Here is a 23,742-nt window from a genome sequence, read left to right as displayed (position 1 = left end):
GGGCCGCGGGCCCGGTGAACGGGCTACAGCCCCTGGGAGAGGAGGAGTTCGTGGGCCAGGCGGGCGCCCTTGGCCGCCTCCTCCGGCGGGGTGTCCTCGGCCGGGACGCTCTCCAGGCCCCGGGCGAGCGCCCGCACGGCGCCGGCCAGGGTCGCCACCTGGGACTCCAGCTGGCTCAGCCGCTCCTCCGGGCTCTTCGCGGTCTGCGCGGCGGAAGGGGCGGGGCGGGCCTCGGTGTCCGTCTCGCCGGACTGGTTCGGCGTCATGTCGGGCCTTCTTTCTCGGTCTTGGCCGACCGGGGCTACTCGGCGGGGGTGATCAGGCCGTAATGGCCGTCGTAGCGGTGGTACAGGACGTTCCCGCGTCCCGTCGTGGCGTCGCTGAAGAAGACGAAGGGGAACCCGGTGACGTCGAGCCGCTGCTTGGCCTCGTCCACCGTCAGCCGGGGAGCGGGCAGTTCACTGACGGTCAGCGGCACGGCCGCGTCGCCGGGGGGAGCGGCGGGGGGACTTACGGCGGCCAGCCGGTAGCCGGTCGGGCCGCCCCGGTACAGCACGCTGTCCTCGCCGCTGGACAGGTCGGTGAACAACTGGAAGTCGTAGTCCATCGTCTCCATCTCGAACGCGGCCTCGTCCGGCGTCTCCCGGTCCAGCGAGAAGGACTTGTGCCGCACGACCCGCCGCTCCTCGGGCGGGCGCGGGAAGTGGTCGGGGCGCTGGGTGGGCTCGTCGCCGTGCCGCCACTCGTGCGCCTCCCCGGCCGATGTCCGGCCGCGCCGGGCCTCCCAGTGCCGCTCCAGCCGCCCCAGCCGTTGGCCGAGCCGCTCCTGGAGCCGGTCGACGGCTTCCGTGAGGGTCGTGGCGGCGACGTGGGCCCGCGCCTGGCGCCCGTTGACGTCCACGTTCACCTGGGCCAGCGCCGGCCGTTCCAGGGCGGGATTCTCCATCGAAGTCAGTCTGACCCGGGCGTAGAGAATGGGTTCCCGAGTGTGTCCGAGGACCGCCCCCACCTTTTCCTGCGCGTACTCCAGGGCGGACCGCGGTACCCCTCCCCGGGCCTCCACCTGAATCTCCGGAGCGCGCTGTGGTGCGGCTGGTTTCATGGCAGCCTCCTGTTCCGGAAGGTGTCGTCTCTCCAGGCTTGTCCCCCTCCGGTGGGATGTGGAGGGCCGAAGGTCCCCGGACTCCCGGGACGGCCGCCCGCCACGCCCGGCGGCCCGCGGCTTGTTAGCTTGGAAGCATGAAGCGGGGCACGGTCACCCTCTTCCTCGCGGGTGACGTCATGCTCGGCCGGGGTGTCGACCAGATCCTCCCGCACCCCGGTGCTCCCGTCCTGCGGGAGGACTACCTGCACGACGCCCGCGACTACGTCCGCCTCGCGGAAGCCGTGAACGGCCCGATCCCCCGGCCGGTGGACTTCTCCTGGCCCTGGGGCGAGGCGCTGCCCGCCCTGGACCGTGCCGCCCCCGACGTACGGGTGGTCAACCTGGAGACCGCCGTGACCCGGGACGGGGACTTCGCGCCCGGCAAGGCCGTCCACTACCGCATGCACCCCGACAACCTGCCCTGCCTGGCCATGGCCCGCCCCGACGTGTGCACGCTGGCCAACAACCACGTGCTCGACTTCGGCCCGCTCGGCCTGCTGGAGACGCTGGACACGCTGGCCGGGGCCGGGCTGCGCACGGCGGGGGCGGGCCGTGACCTCGTCGCGGCGCGGCAGCCGGCGGTCGTCCCGCTGGAGGCGGGCGGGCGGGTGCTGGTCTTCTCCTTCGGCATGCCGTCCAGCGGGATCCCGCACGACTGGGCCGCCACCGGCGAGCGGGCCGGGGTCGATCTCGTCCCCGCGCCGACGGCCGAGGCCGCGGCCGCCTTCGCCGACCGCCTGCGGCAGATCGAGCGGCCCGGCGATCTCGTGGTCGCCTCGGTCCACTGGGGCTCCAACTGGGGCTACGCGCTCTCCCGCGACGAGGTCCGCTTCGCCCACGCGCTCGTCGACGCCGGTGCGGCCGTCGTCCACGGGCACTCCTCGCACCACCCGCGTCCGCTGGAGCTCTACCGGGGCCGGCTCGTCCTGTACGGCTGCGGCGACCTCGTCGACGACTACGAGGGCATCGGCGGGTACGAGCGCTACCGCGACGACCTGCGGCTGCTGTACCTGGTGTCGGTCGAGTCCGGCACCGGGCGGCTGACCGGCCTGCGGATGGTGCCCCTCCAGGCACGCCGGATGCGCCTGGAGCACGCGTCCGCCGAGGACACCGCATGGCTGCGCAGCGTCCTCGACCGGTGCGGCCGGGACCTCGGCACCCGGGTCGGCCTCGGGGACGACGGCACCCTCACGCTCGGGTCCGTGCCGGCGGGCGCGGCGCCGTAGCGGCGGGACGCGCGGGCGCTGGGCTCGAGGACGCCGCGGCATGTGGGCGGGGTCCGCCGGGGGGACCGGGACACCCCGGGCGGCGCTCAGGACCGCCCGCTCCCGCGCAGGAACCGCCGCAGCCGGCTCAGCGGCCAGGCGTTGACGACGTCGTCCGGGGTGAGCCAGCCGCGCTGCGCCGTGCCCACGCCGTAACGCAGGTACCCGAGCTGCGGCACGGAGTGGGCGTCGGTGTCGACGGCGAACCTCACCCCGTACCGCCTGGCCCGCAGGATGTCCTCGTCGCCCAGGTCGAGGCGGTCGGGCTGGGCGTTGACCTCCAGCGCGGTGCCGGAGCGGGCGCACGCCTCGAACACCTCGTCCCAGTCGGCGTCGACGCCCGCCCGGCGGCCGATCAGCCGGGTGGTCGGATGGCCGAGGACGTGCACGTGCGGGTTCTCGCAGGCGCGCACCAGCCGCGCGGTCATCGCCTTGCGGTCCAGGTCGAAGTGGGAGTGCAGGGACGCCACACAGAGGTCGAAGCCGGCCAGGAAGTCGTCGGGCCAGTCCAGCTCGCCGTCGGGACCGATGTTGAGCTCCGTGCCGTGCAGCAGCCGCATCCCGTGGTGGGTGCCGTCCAGGGCCCGCAGCCGTTCCCGCTGGGCGAGGATCTTCTCGTCGGTCATGCGCTGCATGTACAGGCGCGGCGCGTGGTCGGTGACCGCGTAGTAGGCGTAACCGCGTTCGGCGGCGGCCGCGACCATGGTCTCCAGCGGGGCGAGCCCGTCGGTGAGGTCGGTGTGGGTGTGCAGGTCCCCGCGGATACGGCGCTCGGTCACCACCTCGGGCAGCTCGCCGCGCTGGGCGGCCTCGATCTCCCCGCGGTCCTCGCGCAGCGTGGGCGGGATCCACGGCAGGCCGAGCCGGGCGTAGACCTCCTCCTCCGTGCGCGAGGCGACCGACTCCCCGCTCTCCACGTCGAACAGGCCGTACTCGGAGAGCTTCAGGCCCTGCCGGACGGCGAGGGTGCGGGTACGGATGTTGTGCGCCTTGGAGCCGGTGAAGTACTGCAGGCCCGCGCCCCAGGAGGCCGGCGGCAGCACGCGCAGGTCGACCTGGACGCCCCGGGCGGTGCGCACCGACGTCTTCTTCCGGCCGTGCGCGATCACCTCGGCGGTCACCGGCAGCGCGGTGAGCGCGTCCATGAACGGGGCGGACACGCGCGCGGCGACGAGCACGTCGATGTCGCCGACGGTCTCCCTCATCCGGCGCAGCGAACCGGCGTACGCGCAGCGGCGGCACCCGGTGATCCGGGACAGCTCGCCGACGATCTCCTCGGCGGTGTCCAGGGCGACGTGCAGCGGGATGCGGTCGCCGCTCCGCCGCAGCAGCTCGATGCCGTGCAGGATGTTCTCCTGGGTCTTCGCGCCGAAGCCCTTCAGGTCGCGCAGGGCGTCCGAGGCGATCGCCGCGGCGAGTTCGTCGACCGAGGAGATGTGCAGGTCCTGGTGGAGCCGCAGCGCCTTCTTCGGCCCGAGCGTGGGGATGGCGATGAGTTCCCGCACCCCGGCCGGGATCCTCGCCCGGCGTTCCTCGACCACGGCGACGCTGCCGGTGCGCAGGTACTCGAGCACCTTGTCGGCGATCGACCGGCCGACGTTGGGGATCTCCCGCAGCCCGTGCGCGTCCAGATGGGAGATGTCGGCGGGGTAACCGCCGATCGCGCGCGCGGCCTTCTCGTAGGCGCGCACCTTGAAGGCGTCGCCTCCCGTGATCGCGACGAGGTCCGCGTACTCCTGGAGGAGCGCCTCGACCTCCTCGTTGGGCCGGGCCACCCCTCAAGTCTAAGAAGGGACGCGCCCGGCGGGCGAGCCGTGGGCGGGGGCGGGGTGGAGGACGGCTGGAGTCTCGCTCGGGGGGCCGTCCACGGCCGTGGCCCGGCGGGGCCCGGTCTGTAACGCTCGGCCGAGAGGTTCCACGGGCCAGGAGGGACCGTCGCCGGTCTCTCGACACTCTGCACGGGGGAGTTGCGCATGCCCAACACCACATCGTCCGTCGACCACCTCCCGGAAACCGCGCCGGCGGCCCCGCGGGGCGCCCAGGCCGCCGTGGGCACCCTGCTCCGCCAGCTGGTGCTGGCCACCGGACCGCTCACGGTGCTCCAGGCGGGCTGCCCGCACGAGTCGACCGTCGTCCGGCTCGCCCAGGCGCTGAGCGAGAACGGGCGCGGCCGGGTCGTGTGCTGCGAACCGGAGGGCGCGCGTGCGGCCGCGGCGGCCGCGGCGATCGAGGCGGCGGGACTCGGGCGGTACGCCGAGGTGCGGGCGGGCAGCCCCGAGCGGATGCTGCCCGGCGTGCCCGGACCGGTCGACCTGCTGCTGCTCGACGGCCGGCCGGAGTCGTACCTACCGCTGCTGAGGCTGCTGGAACCCCGGATGCTGCCGGGGGCCGTGGTCGTGGCCTGCGGGGTGCGCCAGGTCGCCCGGCGCTGTGCCGAGTTCCTCGCCCACCTGCGCCTGCCCGGCGGCGGCTACGTCTCGCTGCCCCTCCCGTTCGGCGCCGGCCTGGAAATGGCCGTCTGCGCCCGCTGAACCGCCGCGCCGTCCGCGCCGGGGGAACCGCCCGCCGCACTCCCGCCCCGGCGCAGCTCGCCCCGGTGCACCGCCCACCGCGCCCCGGCGCATCGCACCGACGCACCGCGCGCCGGCGCACCCCGCACAAGTCTCTCCACCGCGCACCGCAACCGAAGGGAACGATGTGTCCCCCCGCGTGTACCCCACCTCGCCCGTGCGGCGGGTGCTGGTCAGCCACCTCCTGCGGCCCGCGCTGCGGGCGCTGACCGCGCTCGGCAGCATGCACGTGGCCACCTTCTGGCACCCCGAGCTCGGCTCCCCGCCGCCGCCGTGGTTCTGCGACGACGGCACCGAGGAGCTCCGGCGCCTCCTACAGGCAGGCTCGAGCGCCGTTCCAGACACGCCCGAAAGCCTGACGACGACACCCACCCCGCGACCCTTCCGAGGAGAGTTGTGATGAGCGACGCGCGTCTGGTCGGCACCTGGACCACTCAGCTGGACGACGACGGCAAGGCGGTCCCCGGGCTGGTCTCCTTCTCGGCCGACGGCGGGGTCGTCTCGACCCAGCTGAACACCAAGAACATCGGCCTGGGCACCTGGCGGTCCACCGGCCCGGACACCTTCGAGTACGGCTTCCACATCCTCGCGGCCGACCCCGAGGGCAACCACGTCGGCGAGGCCCACGTCCGGGTGGAGGGCGAGTTCGTCTCCGGCACCGCCTGGCAGGGGACGGGCGGCGCCCAGTTCTTCGACCCGCAGGGCATCGAGCTGCGCGGCCACTCCGGGTCCAAGGTGACCGCCGAGAAGTTCGGCGTCGACGACTGATGCTGCGCGACCGTCTGAGGGGGGAGCTGGTGGAACCCGCCGACCCGGGCTTCCCGCTGGCCAGGCAGCTGCAGAACACCGAGTACGACACGGTCCGGCCGCACGCCGTCGCGTACTGCGAGTCGGAGGAGGACGTCGCGGCCTGCCTGCGGCACGCGCGCGAGCACGGGCTGCGGGTGCACGTGCGGGGCAACGGCCACAGCATGAACGGCTGGTCGACCGGCGAGGGCCTGGTCGTGGACCTGTCCCGGATGAACCACGCCGTGGCCGACGGCCCCCTCGTCCGGCTCGGGGCGGGCGTCCAGTCGCTGGACGCGCTGGACGCGCTGAAGCCGCGGCGCCGCCAGATCGTCACCGGCACCTTTCCCACCGTGAGCGCCGGCGGCTTCCTGACCGGCGGCGGAATCGGCTGGCAGACACGGAAGTTCGGGATGGGCAGCGACCGGATCGCCGCGGCCCGCGTGGTGCTGGCCGACGGCCGCACCGTGCGCTGCTCGGTGACCGAGGAACCGGATCTGTACTGGGCGCTGCGCGGCGGCGGTGGCGGCAGCTTCGGCGTCGTCACGGAGTTCGCGGTGCGTCCCGTCGACGCCCCGGTGATGACGGGCTTCGAGACGCTCTGGGCGTACGAGGACGCCGTGGACGTCCTCACCGCCTGGCAGGAGTGGTGCGTCGAGGGCCCCGACGAACTGGGCACGTCCCTGGTCGTGCTGCCCGGCATGTTCGGTCCCGGTGGACGTCCCGTGGTCCGGGTGTGGGGCGTGCACCTGGGCCCGACCGAGCAGCTAGCGGCCGAGCTGGACGCCCTCGCGGAGCGGGCCGCGGCCAAGCCGCTGAGCCGGACCGTCGGGTCCCGCGGCGTGTACGCCGACGTGATGCACGAGGCGCTGTGCGGTTCGAAGACCGTGGCGCAGTGCCACCGCACCGGTTCGGGGCCCGAGGCCGAGGGACACCGCCATCCGTACACCCGGCAGAGCTACCGGCTGACCGCACGGGCCGCCACCCGCGCCGAGTCCGCGGCGCTGCTCGACGCCTGGGACGCCTCGCTCGACCGGGAGGGCCGGGAGAGGTACCTGCTGTGCATCGCGGTCGGCGGCGCGGCCAACCGGGTCCCGCGGACGGAGACCGCCTATGCGCACCGGGACGCCCGCTTCCTGATCGGCTATCAGATGGCCTGCCGCGACGTGGCGGCGGACCCGGGGGCCGGGGCCCGGCTCACCGCCTGGGCCGACCGCGCGGCCGGGGCGCTCGCCCCGCTCGCCTGCGGCTCGTACATCAACTTCCCCAGCTCCCGGGTGAGCGAGGACTGGGAGACCGACTGCTTCGGCGAGAACCGCGCCCGGCTGCTGGAGGTGAAGCGCGCGTACGACCCGGAGAACTTCTTCCGGCACGCGCAGAGCATCGGCGGCCGGCCCCCGACGACCAAGGTGGCTTCATGAGGACCGATCTGCAGGACAAGGTGGTGCTGGTCACCGGCGCCTCCTCGGGCATCGGCCGGGCGACGGCCGTGGCCTACGGCGAGGAGCGCGCCCGCGTCGCGATCACCTACCACAGCAACGAGGACGGCGCCCGGGAGACGGCCCGGCTGGTGACCGAGGCGGGCGGCACGCCGCTCGTCGTGCGCTACGACCTCGCCGACGAGCGGTCGATCCGGGACGCCGTCGGCCGGGTCGCCGAGGAGTGGGGCGGCATCGACGTCCTGGTGGCCAACGCGGTGGTGTGGAGCGAGGCGATCCCGCGCCCCGGCCGGCCGGTGCCGCGCTTCGAGGACGTACCGGCCAAACAGTGGCAGGAGGTGCTGCACACCTCCGTCGAGGCGGTCTTCCACACCGTCCAGGCCGTGCTGCCGTGGATGCGGGGCCGCGACTGGGGCCGCATCGTGCTGATCGGCGCGGGCCTCGCGGACGCGGGCAAGCCGGGCGCCGGGGCCTACGGCGCCGGCAAGTCGGCGCTGTTCGGGCTGACGCGCAGCCTCGCCTGGGAGCTGGGACCCGAGGGGATCCTGGTCAACATGGCCGTCCCGGGCCAGACGGCCACCGAGACGGTACGCGCCAACGTGCCCGCCTCCTTCCTGGAGGAGAAGGGCAGGAGCCTGCCCTCCGGGCGGATGTCCGAGCCGCGGGACGTGGCCAACGCCGTGGTCTTCCTCGGCTCCGCGGCCAACGGCAACACCAACGGCGAGACCCTCCGCGTCACCGGCGGAGCCTGACCCTCCCGCCACCCCCACCGGGCCCCGTCGCTCTCCAGGGATCTTCCAAGCCCCCTCGAGAGCGGCGGGGCTCAATGACGTGCGTCGCGCTACGACTTGAGGAGGCACCCCATGACGGAGACCACCAGCCCGCCCACCGGGAGCGAGGCGCCGGCCTACCCGATGACCCGGCGATGCCCGTACCAGATGCCCGTCGGCTACGAGGAGTTGCGGGAGCGCGGGCCCCTCACCAAGGTCACCCTGTACGACGGTCGCCAGGTGTGGCTGGTCGCCGGGAACGAGGTCGGCCGGGCCCTGTTCCCCGATCCGCGCCTGTCCTCCGACGTCCTGCACCCGGGCTTCCCCTTCCTCGCCCCCCGGATCGCCGCCCAGACGCAGCAGCGGGCCGCGCCGCCGCTGGTCGGCGTCGACGACCCCGAGCACGGGCGGCAGCGGCGCATGGTGATCCCCGGCTTCGGGATCCGGCGGGTCGCCGCGCTGCGCCCGGAGATCGAGCGGATCGCCGACGGGTTGATCGACGCGATGCTCGACCGGGGCAGCCCCGCCGAACTGCTCTCCCAGTACGCGCTTCCGCTGCCTTCCGCGGTGATCTGCGCGCTGCTCGGCGTCCCGTACGAGGACCGCGGCTACTTCGACGAGCGCTCCCGGCACGTGCTGTCCTCCTCCGGCGAGGGCGAGGCGGAGCGGGCCCGGACGGCCTTCACGGAGATCCTCACCTATCTGCACGACCTGATCCGGAGGAAGGAGAAGCAGCCGGGCGACGGCCTCGTCGACGACCTCATCGCCCACCAGCTCGCCGAGGGCGCCCTCGACACCCACGAACTGGCGATGATCTGCTCGCTGCTGCTCGTCTCCGGCCACGAGACCACGTCCAACATGATCGCGCTCGGCACCGTCACCCTGCTCGAACACCCCGACCAGCTCGCGATGCTGCGGGCGGACGACACCCTGCTGCCGGGCGCCGTCGAGGAGCTGATGCGGTTCACCTCCATCGGCGACGTGCTGATGCGGGTGGCGGTCGAGGACATCGAGATCGCCGGGCAGACCATCCGCGCCGGGGACGGCGTCGCCATGTCGACCATGCTGATGAACCGCGACCCGCGGGCCTGGGAGAACCCCGACTCCTTCGACATCACCCGCTCCGCCGGCCGGCACGTCGCCTTCGGCTACGGCATCCACCAGTGCATCGGCCAGAACCTGGCCCGGGCCGAGATGGAGATCGCCTTCCGCACCCTCTTCCGGCGCATCCCGGGACTGCGGGTGCCGGTGCGCGCCGACCGGCTGCCGCTGAACGCCCCGTACGTGCTCCAGGGCGTCGCCGAACTCCCCGTCGAGTGGTGACGGAGGACCGGATGGCCATCAGCATCGCGACCGACCGCTGCATCGGCGCCGCCATGTGCGCCCTGACCGCGCCCGAGGTCTTCACCCAGGACGACGACGGCGTGAGCCGGCTGCTCCCCGGCGCGCCGGAGAGCGCCGCGGACGGCCGGGTCCGGGAGGCCGCCCGGGCCTGCCCGGTCCAGGCCATCACCGTCCACGAGGCCTGAGCCGCCCGCCCCGCCGCCGGTGAACCGGTGTCGAGCTGCCCTCGACGGCGCTTCGAGAGCGGCGGGACAGGGTGTCGGACATGGAGATTCGCAGCCTCGACGGTGACGACCCGGCGACCCTCGCCGCCCTGCTCCCCGGGTTCCGGGAGACCATGCGCCTGGAACTGCCCGCGGACCCGCCGGTGACGGAGGCGCTGCTCGCGCGGCTGTTCCAGCGCCGCCACGGCACGGAGCGGATCGTGCTCGCCGCCTACGACGGGAACACCCCGGCCGGAGTGCTGAAACTCGGCCTCGACCTGGGTGACCCGGCCGGCCCGGGGCACGGTTCGCTCTGGGTCTTCCCCGGCTTCCGCCGGCGCGGCGCGGGCCGGGCGCTGGCCACCGCGGGCCGCTTCGCCCTGCGCGACCGCGGCCGCGACCTGCTCCTGGCCGACGCGCCCGCCGGGGCCGCCGCGGAACGCTTCGCCGCCGCCCTCGGCGCGGAGCGCACCGGCGAGACCGTGCGCAACCGGCTGCGCCCGGCCGGGCCCGCCCGCGAGGCGCTGCGGGCCGCGGCGGCCCGCCCCGTGCCCGGCTACCGCCTGGTGCACTGGACCGGCCCCTGCCCCGACGACCTCGTCGACTCCTACGCCCGCGCCTGGAGCGCCCTGGACGAGCGGGTCAACGGCCAGGCCCGGGTACGCCGTCCGGCGGCCGCCGACGTACGGGCGCGGGAGGCCGAGGCGGCCCGCGCCGGACACCGTCCCCACGCGGTGGCGGCGCTGCCCGAGGACGGCGGCGGCGTCGTCGCCTACAGCACCCTCTTCGTGCGCGACAGCCCGATGGCGGACGCCGGCGAGACGCTCGTGCTGCCGGAGCACCGGCGGCGGGGCCTCGCCACCCGGTTGAAGGCCGAGCTGCTGCTGCGGGCGGCCCGGGAGAACGAACGCCTCGCGGTGGTCCAGGTGTTCAACGACATCGGCAACACCGCCGTCGTCGCCCTCAACCGCAAGCTCGGGTTCGAGACCGACTCCCACTGGACGACGTACGCGCTCAAGGTCTGAGAGCCCGGCGGACCACCCACCGGTCCCCGCTGATCCGAGAGGAACCCATGACCGCTGTGAGCCCCGTCGGGCAGCGCGCGCGCAACGCGGACCTGGTGCGTGACCTGTACGAAGTGCTGTACCGCGAGCACCGCTTCGAGGAGGCCGGCCGCCTCTTCCACGCGGGACACGTCGACCACGATCCGCTGGCCGGGCCCGCCGCGGGCGGTCCCCTCGGTCACTTCCGGTCCCTGACCGAACGGTTCCCGGACCTGAGCGCGGACATCGACCACCTGGTCGCCGGCAACGACCGGGTGATGCTGTTCGCGACCTGGACCGGGCGGACCCCCTCCGGTGACGAACTGCGACTGCACACCGCCGAGTTGTACCGCACCCGGGACGGCCGCATCGCCGAGCACTGGAACGTGGCCGACCGCGACGTGCTCGCGGCGCACGGCGTGCCCGGACTCGAGGGCGACGGCGAACAGCCCGCCGCGCCCGGCCTGCACGGCCCGCACAGCGCCGCCGAACAGGCCAACGCCGAGCTGGTGCTCGGCGCGTACCGCGAGATCTTCAGCGAGCACCGGCTGGAACTCGCCGACCGCTACTACCACCACGACTACCGGCACCACAACATGCGCACCGACGCGGTGCCGGACGGGCTCGACGCCTTCAAGGCGTTCTTCGCGGACAACATCGCCGCCTTCCCCGACCTGGTCACCACCGTCGACCACATCGTCGCCGCCGAGGACCGGGTGATGGTCCTGGTGACCTGGACCGGCACCCTCACCGGGGCGTGGAGCGGCGGCGGGCCCTCCGACCTGCCGCTGCGGATGCGCACCTGCGACCAGTTCCGGATCGAGGCCGGCAAGGTGGCCGAGCACTGGGAGGTCGTCGACTACCTGGCGCTGCGCCGGGCGGGACTGCCGACCCCGTGAGCACCGCAGCCGTCCCGACCGAGACCGACGAGAGAGGGCTCTCCGATGAGTTCCAGTGACGCACCCGTACTGATCGTGGGCGGCAGCCTGGTGGGCCTGTCCGCCGCCGTCTTCCTCGCCCACCACGGGGTCCGCTGCACCCTGGTGGAGCGCCACCCGGGCACCTCCATCCATCCGCGCGCGGTCGGCTACTACCCCCGCACGGCGGAACTGCTGCGCCAGGCCGGCGTCGAGGACGCCGCCCGGAAGGAGGCCGCGGGCTTCGAGACGCACCGCACCCGCGCCGGAGTGACCTCCCTCGCCGGTGAGGTGCTGTTCAGCAAGGAGGAGCTGGAGGGCGGCGACGAGCTGGGCGACCTCACCCCGTCCCGGCTGCTGCTGCTCCCGCAGGACCGCCTGGAGCCCCTGCTGCGCGACCGTGCCGTGGAGCTCGGCGCCGACCTGCGCTTCGGCACGGAGCTGCTGTCCTTCGCGGAGGACCCGGGCGGGGTCACCGCCGTCCTCGCCGACCGCGACGGCGGCACCCGCACCTTCCGCAGCGACTACCTGGTGGCCTGCGACGGGCCCCGCAGCACCGTGCGCGAGGCGCTCAAGGTGCCCCGGCGGGGCCGCGGGGTGCTGTCCCGCCATGTGAGCATCGCCTTCGGCGCCGACCTGCGCCCGGTGCTCGGCGACCGCCGCTACAGCGTCGTCCATGTGAAGAACCCCGACGTCATGGGGATCCTGGTGCACGACGACACCCTGACCGGGGGCACCCTGATCGTCGGCTACCGACCCGAGGACGGCGAGAGCCTGGACGACTTCACCGACGCACGCTGCGCCGAGCTGGTCACCGCCGCCGTCGGCTCGCCCGACGTGGACGTGACGATCCGCTCCCGCTTCCCCTGGGACATGGCGGAGCAGGTCGCCGAGGGCTTCGTGCACGGACGGGTGCTGCTCGCCGGGGACGCCGCGCACGTCGTGCCGCCGACCGGCGGGTACGGCGCCAACACCGGCATCGCCGACGCCCACAACCTCGCCTGGAAGCTCGCCCTGGTCGTCGACGGCCTCGCCGGAGCGGACCTGCTCCGGACCTACGACGCCGAGCGCAGGCCGGTCGCCGCGTACACGGCGGAGCAGGGGTCCCTGCAACTGGCCGTGCGGTCGGGCAGCGCCACCCCGGAGCAGCAGGCGGCCACGGCGGACGCGCTGACGGTGACGATGGGCCAGGCCTACCGGTCCACCGCGGTGGTCCCGGAGCCGGGCGCCGAGGAGCTCCCGGCGCCCGCCGACCCCCGGACGCTGCGGGGCCGGGCGGGCACCCGGGCGCCGTACGTGGTGCTGGCGCGGGACGGCGCGCCGGTCCCGACCCTCGACCTGTTCGGCGGCGGCTTCGTGCTGCTGGCCGGGGAGCGGGGCGGGGAGTGGCTGACCGCGGCCGTCGCGGCCAGCTCCGCACTCGGGCTCAAGGTCACCGCGCGCCGGGTGGTCCCGGGCACGGGCGGCGGCTCGGGAACCCTGGCGGACCCGGACGGCCACTGGGCGGAGCGCTACGGCGGCCTGGCGCCCGAGGGCGCGGTGCTGGTGCGGCCGGACGGGGTCGTCGCCTGGCGCTCGCCGGGCGCGGACCCGGCGGGGGAGGAGGCCGCGGCCCTGACGGCCGTGCTGCGGACGGTGCTGGCACGGCACTGACGCACCGGGCCGGGGGGAGCGGCGCCCGCCGCGCTCCCGGCCCGATCGCCGTGCGCCGGCGGCCCGTCGTCCGTGTGCCGTCGGTCCGTTCGCCGTGTGCCGTCGGTTCCGGCGCCTGGCGCCTGACGGCCCGGTCGCCTGAGGGCCCGGGCGCCTCGCGGGCCGGTCGCCGGGTGCCGCCGGGTCAGGCCGACTCGGCGGCCTCCTGCTGCAACTCGCCGATGGAGTCCACGTACTTGATGAGCAGCCGGGCGAACTCCAGCCGCTCCTCGTCGGGCCAGTCCCGGGTGATGCGCTCGAACGCCGAGCGCTGGTGGCTGCGGAAGCGGTCGAGCATCTCGTGCCCGTCCGGGGTGAGCTGGAGGATCGTCCGGCGTCCGTCGCGCTGCGAGGCGGCGCGGACCAGATAGCCGGCCGTGATGCAGTCGGAGACCATCCGGCTGGCCACGGAGGGGTCGACGGCCAGCCGCTCGCCGACCACGCCGACGGTGATCTCCTGGCCCTCGTGCTCGGGTCCGTCCTGGACGATGTTGAGCACGAGTGTCCGCGTCATGTCCTTGCGGGACACCTGCTTTTCGACATTCAGGGCCTGGGTCCGCCGCAGGCGCGAGAACGCGGGTCCCACGGCGTCGAGCAGTTCCGACGCCCGCGGCGGACTCTGTGTCGAAGTCTCCATGCACGCAGTCTAGGCGACTTGATTACGTCGAGCGAGCATCTGTATGCTCTCAATCTACTGCATGTGTGAAAACATATATCTGCTCGCCAGCACATAAGCTGGCGCCGAGCGAGAGGAACTCGCCGTGTCAACGGGGAAGACTGAGCGGGACCACGACTTCGATGTGCTCGTCGTCGGCGGCGGGCCCGTCGGCATGCTGCTCGCCGCGGAACTGCGCATCTCCCGGGTCCGGGCCGTGGTGCTCGAGCGCCTGCCCGAGCGCACCCCGCACTCCAAGGCCTTCGGCCTGCACGCGCGATCCCTGGAGTCCCTCGACCGGCGCGGCCTGGTCGGGCGCTTCCGCGAGGGCGCGCGGTCCTGGAACAACGGCCACTTCGCGGGCCTCGACGAATGGGTCGACTTCTCGGCCCTGGACAGCTCCCACGCCTACGCGCTGCTCTCGGAGCAGACCAGGACCGAGCGGCTGCTGGAGGAGCGCGCCGCCGAGGTCGGCACGGAGATCCGGCGCGGCCACGAGGTGACCGCCGTACGCCAGGACGCCGACGGTGTCGAGGCGGACGTGACCGGCCCCGACGGCGCCTACACCCTGCGCGCCCGCTACGCGGTGGGCTGCGACGGCGGGCGCAGCCTGGTCCGCCGGGAGGCCGGCATCGCCTTCCCCGGCACCGGCGGCCGCGTCACCGCCCGCCTCGGCGACGTGAAGCTCGCCGACCGGGAGAACGCCCCGATGGGCATGGAGCGCACCGAGCGCGGCCTGCTCTTCTGCGTCCCGCTGGACGACACCTACCACCGCGTGTCCACCTTCGACTTCCAAGCCGAGCGGGAGCCCGGCGCGGAGCTCACCCTGGACGAGCTCACCTCGAGCCTGCGCGAGGTCTGGGGCAGCGACCTCGGTGCGCACGACCCGCGCTGGCTCTCCGTCTTCACCGACTCCGCCTGCCAGGCCGACCGCTACCGCGAGGGCCGGCTCCTGGTCGCGGGCGACGCCGCCCACACCCACTTCCCGGTCGGCGGCCAGGGGGTCAACCTCGGCCTCCAGGACGCCTTCAACCTCGGCTGGAAGCTCGCCGCGACCGTCCACGGCTGGGCGCCCGAAGGACTGCTCGACACCTACGACCGGGAGCGCCAGGCCCCGGCCCGCAAGGTGCTGGCCAACACTCGCGCCCAGATCGCGCTGATGAACCCGGACCCGTACGTCACCCCGCTGCGCGAGCTGTTCACCGACCTCATGCGCAAGGACCAGGTGAACCTGTACCTCGCCCAGATGCTCAGCGGCGTCACCGTCCGCTACGAACTCGACGGCCCCGCCCACCCGATGCTCGGCGACTTCGCCCGCGACCTGGCGCTGCACACGGAGGACGGCGAGAAGACCCTGCCGGAGTACCTGAAGCGGGGCACCGGCGTGCTGCTCGACCTGACCGGCCGTCCGGAGATCGGCCAGGTCTACGAGAAGTGGGGCGCCGGCGTCTCCTGGGCAGGCCGGGTCCGCCACGTACGCGCCGAGTGCGGCCAGGAGCGGGAGCTGTCCGGCCTGCTGGTGCGCCCCGACGGGTACGTCGCCTGGGCCGCGGACCGGGACATGCCGGAGGCGGAGCTGCGCGAGTCGCTGGGCACCGCGCTGGCCACGTGGTTCGGCACTGTCTGACCGGCCCCGGTCCCGTCATGTCCTTACCCGAGAGGAGCATCGTGAGCGCGCCGCCCTGGTCGAAGGAACTGCTGCGGAAGAGCGACCTCATCACTCCGATGGCGATCAGGGTGGCCGCGACCCTGCGGCTCTCCGACCACATGGCGGCCGGCGCGGTCACCGTCGACGCGCTGGCCCACCGGGCGCACGCCGACCCGGACGCGCTGCGCCGCCTGCTCGGCCACCTGGTGACGGCCGGGCTCTACCGGGAACTCCCCGAGGGCGGGTACGAGCCGACCGGGCTCGGCGACCTGCTGCGCGGCGACGCCCAGGGCTCGGGCCGCGACTGGCTCGGCCTGGACGGGCCGACCGGCCGGGGCGAACTCGCCTTCTTCCGGCTGCTCGACGCCGTCCGAACCGGCACCCCCGTCTACGCGGACCTCTACGGCCGCGACTTCTGGGCGGACGTCGAGGCGGACCCCGCGGCCGCCGAGTCCTTCGGCCGGCGGATGGCGGCGAGCATGGATTGGGTGACCCCCGCGCTGCTCGCGCAGGGCGACTGGCAGGGCGTCCGGCACGTCGTCGACGTCGGCGGCGGCAGCGGCGCGCTGCTCGCGGCCGTGATCGCCGCCGCGCCCGGCGCCCGGGGCACGCTCGTCGACCTCGAAGGACCCGCCGGGGCGGCCGAGTCGGACTTCGCGGCGGCCGGTCTGCGAGAGCGCTGCCGGGCGGTCGTGGGCAGCTTCTTCGAGCCGCTGCCGCCCGGCGCCGACGTGTACCTGCTGGCCAACGTCCTGCTGAACTGGCCGGACGAAGAGGCCGGGACCATTCTGCGGCGCTGCGCCGAGGCCGTCGCCCCGGACGGGCGGGTCATGGTCGTCGAGGGCCTGCTCGACCTGCAGACCGACCAGACCGACCTGGACCTGCGGATGCTCGTCTATCTGGGCGGGCAGATGCGCACGACCGGCCGGCTGCGCGAGCTGGGGGCCGCGGCCGGGCTCGCGCTGCGCCGGGTCACCAGCCTGGGCCCGGTCCGCTCGCTCGCCGAGTTCACCCGGGCCCGAGCCGCCGCCCACCGAGCCCCGCCGCCCCCGTCCAGCCATCCGCCGCCCCCTTCAACCGCACCCCCGGCCGCCACCTGACGGCCACCCGCACCAGCCCCGTACGAACCGACCCGTTGATCACCAGCCCGTACGAAGCCGTACGAGCCCGTACGGCCCCGCACGACCCCACCCCCACGCGCACCGCGCGATCGACCGAGCACGACCCGTACCACGAGCACCATTCCCCCCATCAGCAAGAGGAGCACGTCCATGCGTATCGTCCGTCACCACGAGTTCGGCGCCCCGTCGGTGCTGCGAGTCGAGGAGGCAGACAAACCGGCGCCCGGCCCCGGTGAGGTGCTGATCCGCACCGAAGCCGTCGGAGTCAACTTCGCCGAGTGTCAGCGCCGCCAGGGCATCCCGGTGGGCGGCCCCGCCGTCCTGCCCGGATCCCCGGGCGGCGACGTGGCCGGCACCGTCGAGGCCGTCGGCGAGGGCGTCACCCAGGTCCGCCCCGGGGACCGGGTGGTCACCGGCGTCGGCGCCGACGGGTACGCCGAGTACGTCGTCACCCGCGCCGACTGGCTGTTCGCCATTCCCGAGGGCATCGACGCCGGCCAGGCCACGTCCCTGCCGATCCCCGCGCAGACCGCCTACCACGTCATCGTCACGGCCGGCCGGCTCCGGGAAGGGGAGTCGGTGCTCATCACGGCCGCGGCGGGCGGCATCGGCCACCTGCTGGTGCAGATGGCCAAGGCGCTCGGGGCGGGCAGCGTGATCGCCGCCGCGAGCAGCCGGGACAAGCTGGACTTCGCCGCCTCGCTCGGCGCCGACGTCACCGTCGACTACAGCCAGGACGGCTGGGAGGAGAAGGTCCTCGCCGCCACCGGCGGGCAGGGCGTCGACCTGGTGCTGGAGACCGTCGGCGGTGACGTCCTCACCAAGAGCGTCAACCTGACCGCCGCCTTCGGCCGGACCGTGGTCTACGGCACGGCCGGCGGCGAGGTGCCGGCGGTCGAGGTCCGCGACATCTTCGACAACCGCACCGTCATGGGCTTCAGCATGTGGGGCGTGATGCGCCACCGGCCGGACGCCATGGCCGAGGGCGCGCGGGAGCTGCTGGACATGGTGGCGTCGGGCAAGGTCCGGCCCGTCGTGCACGCCGAGCTGCCGCTCGAAGAGGCCGCCGCCGCCCACGAGTTGATGGAGGCACGCGCCCAGCTCGGGCGGGTGGTCCTCGTTCCCTGAGCCGTGGGCGCTTTTCCGCGTCCAAAGGGCTTGCGCGCCGTGCACTGATATGTAGACTCTCATACACGTGCATGAGTGCATATAAATTGCAACCCGGATCCCTGGGCGGAGCCGCGGCACGTCCGCGGCTCGAAAAGTCACTTCCTAGTTGGGAGAACACCATGCGAATCGTCCGCCACTACGAGCACGGCGCCCCGTCGGTGCTGCGTGTCGAAGAGGCGGAGAAGCCGCAGCCCGGACCGGGCGAAGTGCTGATCCGCTCCGAGGCCGTCGGTGTCACCTTCGCCGAGGTCCAGCGGCGCCAGGGCATCCCGATCGGCGGTCACGCCGAGCTGCCCGGCGCCCCCGGCGGCGACGTCGCCGGCACCGTCGAGGCGCTCGGTGAGGGCGTGACCAACCTCCGTGTCGGCGACCGTGTCGTCGTCGACGTGGACCGCGGTGCCTACGCCGACCACGTCGTCGCCGACGCCGCCTGGGCCATCTCCATCCCGGCCACCATGGACGCCGCCGAGGCGACCCTGCTGCCCAGCCCGGCCCAGACCGCGTACCACGCGCTCAAGGAGGCCGGTCAGCTCAAGCCCGGCGAGACGGTGCTGATCGACGCCGCGTCCGGCGGCGTCGGCCACCTCGCCGTGCAGATCGCCAAGGCGATGGGCGCCGGCAAGGTCATCGCCACCGCCAGCACCCGGGCCAAGCTGGACTTCGTCCGCGAACTCGGTGCCGACGTCACCGTCAACTACACCGACGAGGACTGGGACGAGCAGGTCAAGGCGGCCACCGACGGCCGCGGCGCCGACGTCGTCCTCGAGACCGTCGGCGGCGACATCCTCACCAAGAGCATCGCCCTGACCGCCCAGTTCGGCCGGCTGGTCTTCTACGGTTCGGCCAGCGGCGACATCCAGCCGGTCAACCCGCTGATGCTCAGCCGGATGAAGACCGTCGCCGGCTTCGCGCTCTACGCGATGCTCTACAACAAGCCCGAGGCCATCGCCGCCGGACAGCGCGACCTGCTCGACATGATCGGCAGCGGCAAGGTGCGCCCGGTCGTCCACGAGCGACTGCCCCTGACGGACGCCGTCAAGGCGCACGAACTGATGGAGGCGCGCGCCCAGCTCGGCAAGGTCGTCCTGGTTCCCTGACCGGGCCGGCCGGGCCGCTCCGACCGCCTCTCCCAGACGGTGGCCGGCCGCGCTGTCCCCCGGGTGCGGCCGGCCACTGCTCCACCCACCCGCACGATGAAGTGAAGATCCCCTTTTCGGACAGCTCACGACGCCGGCCGCCCGCGCGGCCGGCGGGACGGGGACGGAACACCACTCGTAGGGGCGCCGCCCCATGCGGATTTCAGATCCTCACCGAAAGGTCACTTCCGTGTCATCCCCGACAACCGGATCCCACAGCGTGGGAACGGGTGCCCCGCTCGCACCCCAGACGAAGATCAAGACCGTGATGACCGCCTGCATGCTGGCGGTCTTCCTGGCGATGCTCGACGCACAGATCATCGCCACCGCGCTGCCCCGCATCGTCGCCGACCTCGGCGGCCTCGACGTGTTCGCCTGGGTGACCACGGCGTACATCATCACCAGCAGCGTCACCACGCCGGTCTACGGCAAGCTCGGCGATCTCTTCGGCCGCAAGAAGGTCTTCCTGATCGCCATCGTGCTGTTCCTGGTCGGCTCGGCCGCCGCGGGCGCGGCGCAGTCCATGGAACAGCTCATCGTGTTCCGCGTCCTCCAAGGGCTCGGAGCCGGCGGCCTGTTCGTCTCCGTGCTCGCCATCATCGGCGAGCTGTTCAGCCCCCGCGAGGGCGCCAGGTACTTCAACCTCTTCGGCATCGTCTTCGCCGCGGCCGCCCTCGCCGGACCCGCGATCGGCGGACTGCTCACCGATCTGCTCAGCTGGCACTGGGTGTTCCTGATCAACCTGCCCGTCGGGCTGGTGGTGTTCGGGATGATCGCCACCGGTCTGCATCTGCCGCCCAAGTCGCGGCGCCCGCACATCGACTACGCCGGATTCACCACCCTCAGCCTCGCCATCGTCTCGCTCACCCTGCTCGCCAGCTGGGGCGGGGTGAAGTACGACTGGACGTCGCCGCAGATCCTCGGGCTCGGCCTCGCCGCCGTCGTCATGGGCGTCCTGTTCGTGGCCGCCGAGCGGCGCGCCCCGGAACCGGTCATCCCGCTCCACCTCTTCCGCGACTCCACCTTCACCATCAGCGTCGTGGTCAGCCTCGCGGCCGGTGTCGTCTTCCTCGGCGCGGTCAACTTCCTCGCGCTGTACGTGCAGGTGGTCACCGGCGCCAGCCCCACCATGTCCGGCGTGGTGCTGCTGCCGATGATGTTCGGCCTGGTCGCCTCCTCGGTGGTCAGCGGCCGGGTCATCACCCAGACCGGGCGCTACAAGTGGTACCCGGTGCTCAGCATGGTCACCGGCATCGGCGGCGCGCTGCTGTTCGCCACCATGGACACCGGCACCCCGCGGGCCGTCGTCGTCGCCTACATGCTGCTGTTCGGCATCGCCGCGGGCCTCAACATGCAGGTCCTGACGATGGCCGCGCAGAACACCGCGCCGCGTGACGACATCGGCGCCGTCCACGCCACGGTGTCGTTCTCCCGCCAGCTCGGCAGCACGCTGGGCATCTCGGTCTTCGCCGCGATCTTCTACGACCGGCTGACCGAGGAACTCGGCAAGCGGGTGCCCGCCGGCGCGCTCCGCGGCGTCGACCACAACTCGCTCACCTCGCACGAGGTCCTCGACAAGCTCGCCGCCCCCGTGCGGGACGCGGTCGAGCAGTCCTACGTCACCGCGCTCACCCCGGTCTTCCTGGCCGCCGTGCCGGTGCTCCTGGTCGGCCTGGCCGTCGCCCTGCGCATGAGGAACCTGCCGCTGCGCTCGTGGGACCACCACGGAGGGGAGGAGAAGGCCCGGGAGCACCCCGTAGCCGAACACTGACCGCACCACGGCCCCGCTCCGGGCCGCCCGGGACCGCCCTCCCGCGCCGGCGTCACCACACGCCCGCGGGAGGGCGGTCCGCGCGTCCCGACCCGAACGTGCCCGCGCCGTCAGCCGGTTCCGTACGCCCCGCGCCGTACGCCGGTCCCGTACGCGCCCGTGTCGAGCGTCCCGTCCGCGCGCCCCCGCCGCACCCGCCGTCCCCCGGCGCACGCCTGCCGTACGACCTGTCGTACGCCCCCGCCGAGCGCGCCCGGACGCTTCAGCGCTCTTCGAGCCCCCCTCGAAACCCCGCGGCCATCGTCGGCAGCACCGCACCGTACGAAAGACGCCGAGGGCGACCTGGAGGCTTGTGTGACGACGACCGAAGACCCCACCCCGACGGCAGCGGCGGTCGACCCGGGGCCGCTGATCAAACTGACCATCGCGGACTGCGCCGCCAAGGTGCTGCACAGCGCCGTCGCGCTCGGTGTGTTCGGCGCGCTCGCCGACGGCCCCCGCGAGGCCGCGGAGGTGGCCCGGCGCACCGGTACGCACCACCGGATGCTCCCCGACTTCCTGGACGCCCTCGCCGGGCTCGGCCTCCTGGAGCGCACCGACGGCCGCTACCGCAACTCCGCCCTCGCGCAGACCTACCTGGTGCCCGACTCCGCCTCCTACCTCGGCGGCTTCATCGAGCTCACCAACGAGACCCTGTACGGGACCTGGGGCCGGCTCACCGAGGCGCTGCGCACCGGCGAGCCCCAGCATCTCGACCCCGACAAGGGCGGGTTCGTGGGCGACCGGCACCAGGACCCGGCGAAGATGAAGCGGTTCCTCGCCGGCCTCGACGCCTACAGCGACCGGATGGGCGCCGAACTGGCCCGCCGCGTCGACTGGAGCCGGTACTCCTCCTTCACCGACCTGGGCGGCGCCCGCGGCAACCTCGCCGCCGTCCTGGTCCAGGCCCACCCCCACCTCACGGCGACCTGCTTCGACCTGGAGCGCACCCGCCCGCTGTTCACCGAGCACGTCTCCGCACTCGGCCTCGCCGACCGGATCGCCTTCGCCGGCGGCGACTTCTTCGCCGACCCGCTGCCCGCCTCGGACGTGGTCGTGCTCGGCCACATCCTGCACGGCTTCGACACCGAGCGGCGGATCGCGCTGCTGCGCCGGGTCTTCGACGCGGTGCGCCCCGGCGGCACCGTGCTCGTCTACGACCGCATGATCGACGACGACCGCAGCGACCCCGAACGGCTGCTCAGCAGCCTGCACATGAGGCTGGTCAGCCAGGACGGCTCCGAGTACCGGATCGCGGACTGCCACACCTGGCTGCGCGAGGCCGGCTTCACCGGCGCCGGCGCCGAGCCGCTGCTCGGCACCCACACCCTCGTCACCGCCCACAAGGAGGCAGCGGCATGAAGCAGGAGCAGACCCCGGTCCTCATCGTCGGCGGCGGCCTCACCGGCCTGTCCGCGGCCGTCTTCCTGGCCCGGCACGGCGTGCGGGCCACCCTCGTGGAACGGCACGCCGACACCTCCACCCACCCCAAGGCCCGCGCGATCAACCCGCGCACCATGGAGCTGTACCGCGCGGTCGGCATGGAGGAGCGGGTGCGGGCCGGCCGGTCGCCCATCTCCGGCAACACCGACCTGGTGCACGTGGAGACCCTGGCCGGCAGGGAACGGGTGCGGATGCCGAACGCGTCCATCGAGGACATCGGCCGGATCAGCCCCGCCCAGTGGACGCTCATCGACCAGAACCAGCTCGAGCCCATCCTGCGCGCCCGCGCCGTGGAGGCGGGCGCCGACGTGCGCTTCCACACCCGCGTGGAGGCGGTCGAGGAGGACGCGGACGGCGTCCTCGTCCGGGTCAGGGACCTCTCCACGGACACCGAGTCGGAGATCCGCAGCCGGTACGTGATCGCCGCCGACGGCAGCCGCAGCCCGCTGCGCGGGATGCTCGGCATCGGGACGCACGGGCGCGGCACGATCACCAACCTCGTCAGCTTCTTCTTCGAGGCCGACCTCGACGAGGCGCTGCGCGGACGGCGGATCATCGCCGCCTACGTCAACAACCCCGAGGTGCGCGGCACGATCATCCCCCTGGACAACGACCGCCGCTGGGTCATCAACGTCTCCTTCTTCCCCGACCGGGGGCAGAGCGCCGAGGACTTCACGGAGGAGCGCTGCATCGAGCTGGTCCGGGCGGCCGTGGGCGTGCCCGGCCTGCCGCTGAAGATCGAGTCGGTGGACATGCCGGCCTGGGACATCTCCGCCCGGCTCGCGGACCGCTTCGCCACCCGCCGGGTCTTCGTCGCCGGGGACGCCGCCCATGTCATGCCGCCCACCGGCGCGTTCGGCGCCAGCACCGGCATCCAGGACGTGTACAACCTGGCGTGGAAGCTGGCCCTGGTGCTGTCGGGCGCGGCGGGCCCGGGCCTGCTGGAGAGCTACGACGCGGAGCGGCGTCCGGTCGCCGAGGAGACCGTACGGCAGGCGATGCTGCGGTTCGCGGTCCGCGAGGGCAAGCAGTACCACGAGGTCGCCGACGAACTGCTCAGCGAGACGACGATGACCTTCGGCTACTGCTACCGGTCCGGCGCCTTCGCCGCGGAGGAGGGCACCCCCGGCACGGTCGTCGAGGACCCGGAGCACCCGAGCGCCGCCCCCGGCACCCGGGCCCCGCACCTGGTCCTGGACGGCCCCGACGGACCCCTGCCCGTGGGCGACCTGTTCGGCGACGCGTTCACCCTGCTGGTCGACGAGGCGGCGGGGCCGTGGCCGGCCGCGGTCGAGCGCGAGGCCGAGGCGCTCGGCGTCTCCCTGAAGTCGGTGCGGATCGGGCCGGGAGCCCGCTTCGCCGACCGCGACGGCGAGTTCCGGCAGCGCTACGGCATCCTGCCCGGCGGCGCGGTGCTGGTCCGCCCGGACGGGTTCGTCGGCTGGCGGGTCACCGCGGGCCGCTCCGGCCCGGTCGACCGCTCTGCCGTCGCCGCCCTGCGCGACATCCTGGACCGCGCCTAGAGAGTCCCCGCGCTCGCGCCTGGAGAGTCCCTACTCGTACGGACGTCCGCGGTGTGCCCCCGC

22 protein-coding genes are annotated in these 23,742 nt (G+C 73.7%); 18 read left to right on the top strand and 4 right to left on the bottom strand.

The features are described from left to right. Positions 1-23: 23 nt before the first annotated feature. Both ACIPM1_RS14635 and ACIPM1_RS14630 read right to left on the bottom strand, forming a co-directional pair. Positions 24-266 carry a hypothetical protein gene (locus tag ACIPM1_RS14635; RefSeq protein ID WP_402433717.1) on the bottom strand — a complete coding sequence of 81 codons (243 nt, stop codon included), beginning with the start codon at positions 264-266 and terminating at the stop codon, positions 24-26. Between the two features lie 35 nt (positions 267-301). Further along, positions 302-946 (bottom strand): sigma 54 modulation/S30EA ribosomal C-terminal domain-containing protein, encoded by a 645-nt coding sequence (locus ACIPM1_RS14630; protein WP_402433714.1) that lies wholly within the window; start codon positions 944-946, stop codon positions 302-304. Positions 947-1,239: 293 nt separating this feature from the next. On the opposite strand from ACIPM1_RS14630, the gene ACIPM1_RS14625 reads away from it, so the two are divergent. Beyond that, positions 1,240-2,370 (top strand): CapA family protein, encoded by a 1,131-nt coding sequence (locus ACIPM1_RS14625; protein WP_402433711.1) that lies wholly within the window; start codon positions 1,240-1,242, stop codon positions 2,368-2,370. Between the two features lie 86 nt (positions 2,371-2,456). On the opposite strand, the gene polX is transcribed toward ACIPM1_RS14625, so the two are convergent. Further along, complete coding sequence (polX, locus tag ACIPM1_RS14620; protein WP_402433708.1) at positions 2,457-4,184, bottom strand: DNA polymerase/3'-5' exonuclease PolX; 1,728 nt, start codon at positions 4,182-4,184, stop codon at positions 2,457-2,459. A 198-nt stretch (positions 4,185-4,382) separates the two neighbouring features. Here polX and ACIPM1_RS14615 point away from each other — a divergent pair, with 198 nt between their 5' ends. The 10 genes from ACIPM1_RS14615 (at position 4,383) to ACIPM1_RS14570 (ending at position 13,134) form a co-directional block, all read left to right on the top strand. Further along, positions 4,383-4,940, top strand: coding sequence for a class I SAM-dependent methyltransferase (locus ACIPM1_RS14615; protein WP_356195405.1), 558 nt, complete (start codon positions 4,383-4,385; stop codon positions 4,938-4,940). Between the two features lie 166 nt (positions 4,941-5,106). After that, the gene (locus ACIPM1_RS14610; RefSeq protein WP_402433705.1) at positions 5,107-5,379 is read left to right on the top strand and encodes a hypothetical protein; all 273 of its coding nucleotides are present in this window, start codon (positions 5,107-5,109) and stop codon (positions 5,377-5,379) included. Beyond that, the gene (locus ACIPM1_RS14605) at positions 5,379-5,747 is read left to right on the top strand and encodes a hypothetical protein (protein ID WP_402433702.1); all 369 of its coding nucleotides are present in this window, start codon (positions 5,379-5,381) and stop codon (positions 5,745-5,747) included. Before ACIPM1_RS14610 ends, ACIPM1_RS14605 begins: the two co-directional genes overlap by 1 nt. 29 nt (positions 5,748-5,776) lie before the next feature. Then, the gene (locus tag ACIPM1_RS14600; RefSeq protein WP_402433699.1) at positions 5,777-7,186 is read left to right on the top strand and encodes an FAD-binding oxidoreductase; all 1,410 of its coding nucleotides are present in this window, start codon (positions 5,777-5,779) and stop codon (positions 7,184-7,186) included. Continuing rightward, on the top strand, positions 7,183-7,956 hold the full coding sequence (locus ACIPM1_RS14595; protein ID WP_402433696.1) for an SDR family NAD(P)-dependent oxidoreductase: 774 nt from the start codon (positions 7,183-7,185) through the stop codon (positions 7,954-7,956). The genes ACIPM1_RS14600 and ACIPM1_RS14595 overlap by 4 nt, the downstream gene beginning before the upstream one ends. A gap of 111 nt (positions 7,957-8,067) precedes the next feature. Continuing rightward, entirely contained in the window at positions 8,068-9,297 is a 1,230-nt protein-coding gene (locus ACIPM1_RS14590) for a cytochrome P450 (protein ID WP_402433693.1), read from the top strand. Between the two features lie 11 nt (positions 9,298-9,308). Continuing rightward, entirely contained in the window at positions 9,309-9,503 is a 195-nt protein-coding gene (locus ACIPM1_RS14585) for a ferredoxin (protein ID WP_356194402.1), read from the top strand. Between the two features lie 80 nt (positions 9,504-9,583). Then, positions 9,584-10,546: a GNAT family N-acetyltransferase gene (locus ACIPM1_RS14580; RefSeq protein ID WP_402433689.1), complete on the top strand. Its 963-nt coding sequence runs from the start codon at positions 9,584-9,586 to the stop codon at positions 10,544-10,546. A gap of 47 nt (positions 10,547-10,593) precedes the next feature. Then, complete coding sequence (locus ACIPM1_RS14575) at positions 10,594-11,463, top strand: ester cyclase (RefSeq protein WP_402433686.1); 870 nt, start codon at positions 10,594-10,596, stop codon at positions 11,461-11,463. A 45-nt stretch (positions 11,464-11,508) separates the two neighbouring features. After that, positions 11,509-13,134: an FAD-dependent oxidoreductase gene (locus ACIPM1_RS14570; RefSeq protein ID WP_402433683.1), complete on the top strand. Its 1,626-nt coding sequence runs from the start codon at positions 11,509-11,511 to the stop codon at positions 13,132-13,134. A 184-nt stretch (positions 13,135-13,318) separates the two neighbouring features. On the opposite strand, the gene ACIPM1_RS14565 is transcribed toward ACIPM1_RS14570, so the two are convergent. Continuing rightward, positions 13,319-13,810, bottom strand: coding sequence for a MarR family winged helix-turn-helix transcriptional regulator (locus ACIPM1_RS14565; protein WP_402433680.1), 492 nt, complete (start codon positions 13,808-13,810; stop codon positions 13,319-13,321). Between the two features lie 124 nt (positions 13,811-13,934). On the opposite strand from ACIPM1_RS14565, the gene ACIPM1_RS14560 reads away from it, so the two are divergent. The 7 genes from ACIPM1_RS14560 (at position 13,935) to ACIPM1_RS14530 (ending at position 23,679) form a co-directional block, all read left to right on the top strand. Next, positions 13,935-15,455 carry an FAD-dependent monooxygenase gene (locus ACIPM1_RS14560; protein ID WP_402433676.1) on the top strand — a complete coding sequence of 507 codons (1,521 nt, stop codon included), beginning with the start codon at positions 13,935-13,937 and terminating at the stop codon, positions 15,453-15,455. A gap of 41 nt (positions 15,456-15,496) precedes the next feature. Further along, positions 15,497-16,576 (top strand): methyltransferase, encoded by a 1,080-nt coding sequence (locus ACIPM1_RS14555; protein ID WP_402433672.1) that lies wholly within the window; start codon positions 15,497-15,499, stop codon positions 16,574-16,576. Between the two features lie 171 nt (positions 16,577-16,747). Then, a complete protein-coding gene (locus ACIPM1_RS14550; RefSeq protein WP_356194421.1) occupies positions 16,748-17,725 on the top strand; it encodes an NADPH:quinone oxidoreductase family protein in 978 nt (325 codons plus the stop codon). Positions 17,726-17,886: 161 nt separating this feature from the next. Next, positions 17,887-18,864 (top strand): zinc-binding dehydrogenase, encoded by a 978-nt coding sequence (locus tag ACIPM1_RS14545; RefSeq protein WP_356194424.1) that lies wholly within the window; start codon positions 17,887-17,889, stop codon positions 18,862-18,864. A gap of 229 nt (positions 18,865-19,093) precedes the next feature. Then, entirely contained in the window at positions 19,094-20,674 is a 1,581-nt protein-coding gene (locus ACIPM1_RS14540) for an MDR family MFS transporter (protein ID WP_402433668.1), read from the top strand. A 354-nt stretch (positions 20,675-21,028) separates the two neighbouring features. Beyond that, positions 21,029-22,075, top strand: a complete 1,047-nt coding sequence (locus tag ACIPM1_RS14535; protein WP_402433665.1) for a methyltransferase — start codon at positions 21,029-21,031, stop codon at positions 22,073-22,075. Then, positions 22,072-23,679: an FAD-dependent oxidoreductase gene (locus ACIPM1_RS14530; RefSeq protein ID WP_356194432.1), complete on the top strand. Its 1,608-nt coding sequence runs from the start codon at positions 22,072-22,074 to the stop codon at positions 23,677-23,679. The genes ACIPM1_RS14535 and ACIPM1_RS14530 overlap by 4 nt, the downstream gene beginning before the upstream one ends. The last annotated feature ends 63 nt before the right edge of the window (positions 23,680-23,742 follow it).

The sequence above is a fragment of the Streptomyces sp. NPDC086766 genome, from assembly GCF_044746005.1.
Lineage (GTDB): Bacteria > Actinomycetota > Actinomycetes > Streptomycetales > Streptomycetaceae > Streptomyces.
This window is presented reverse-complemented; position numbering and strand designations above follow the sequence as displayed.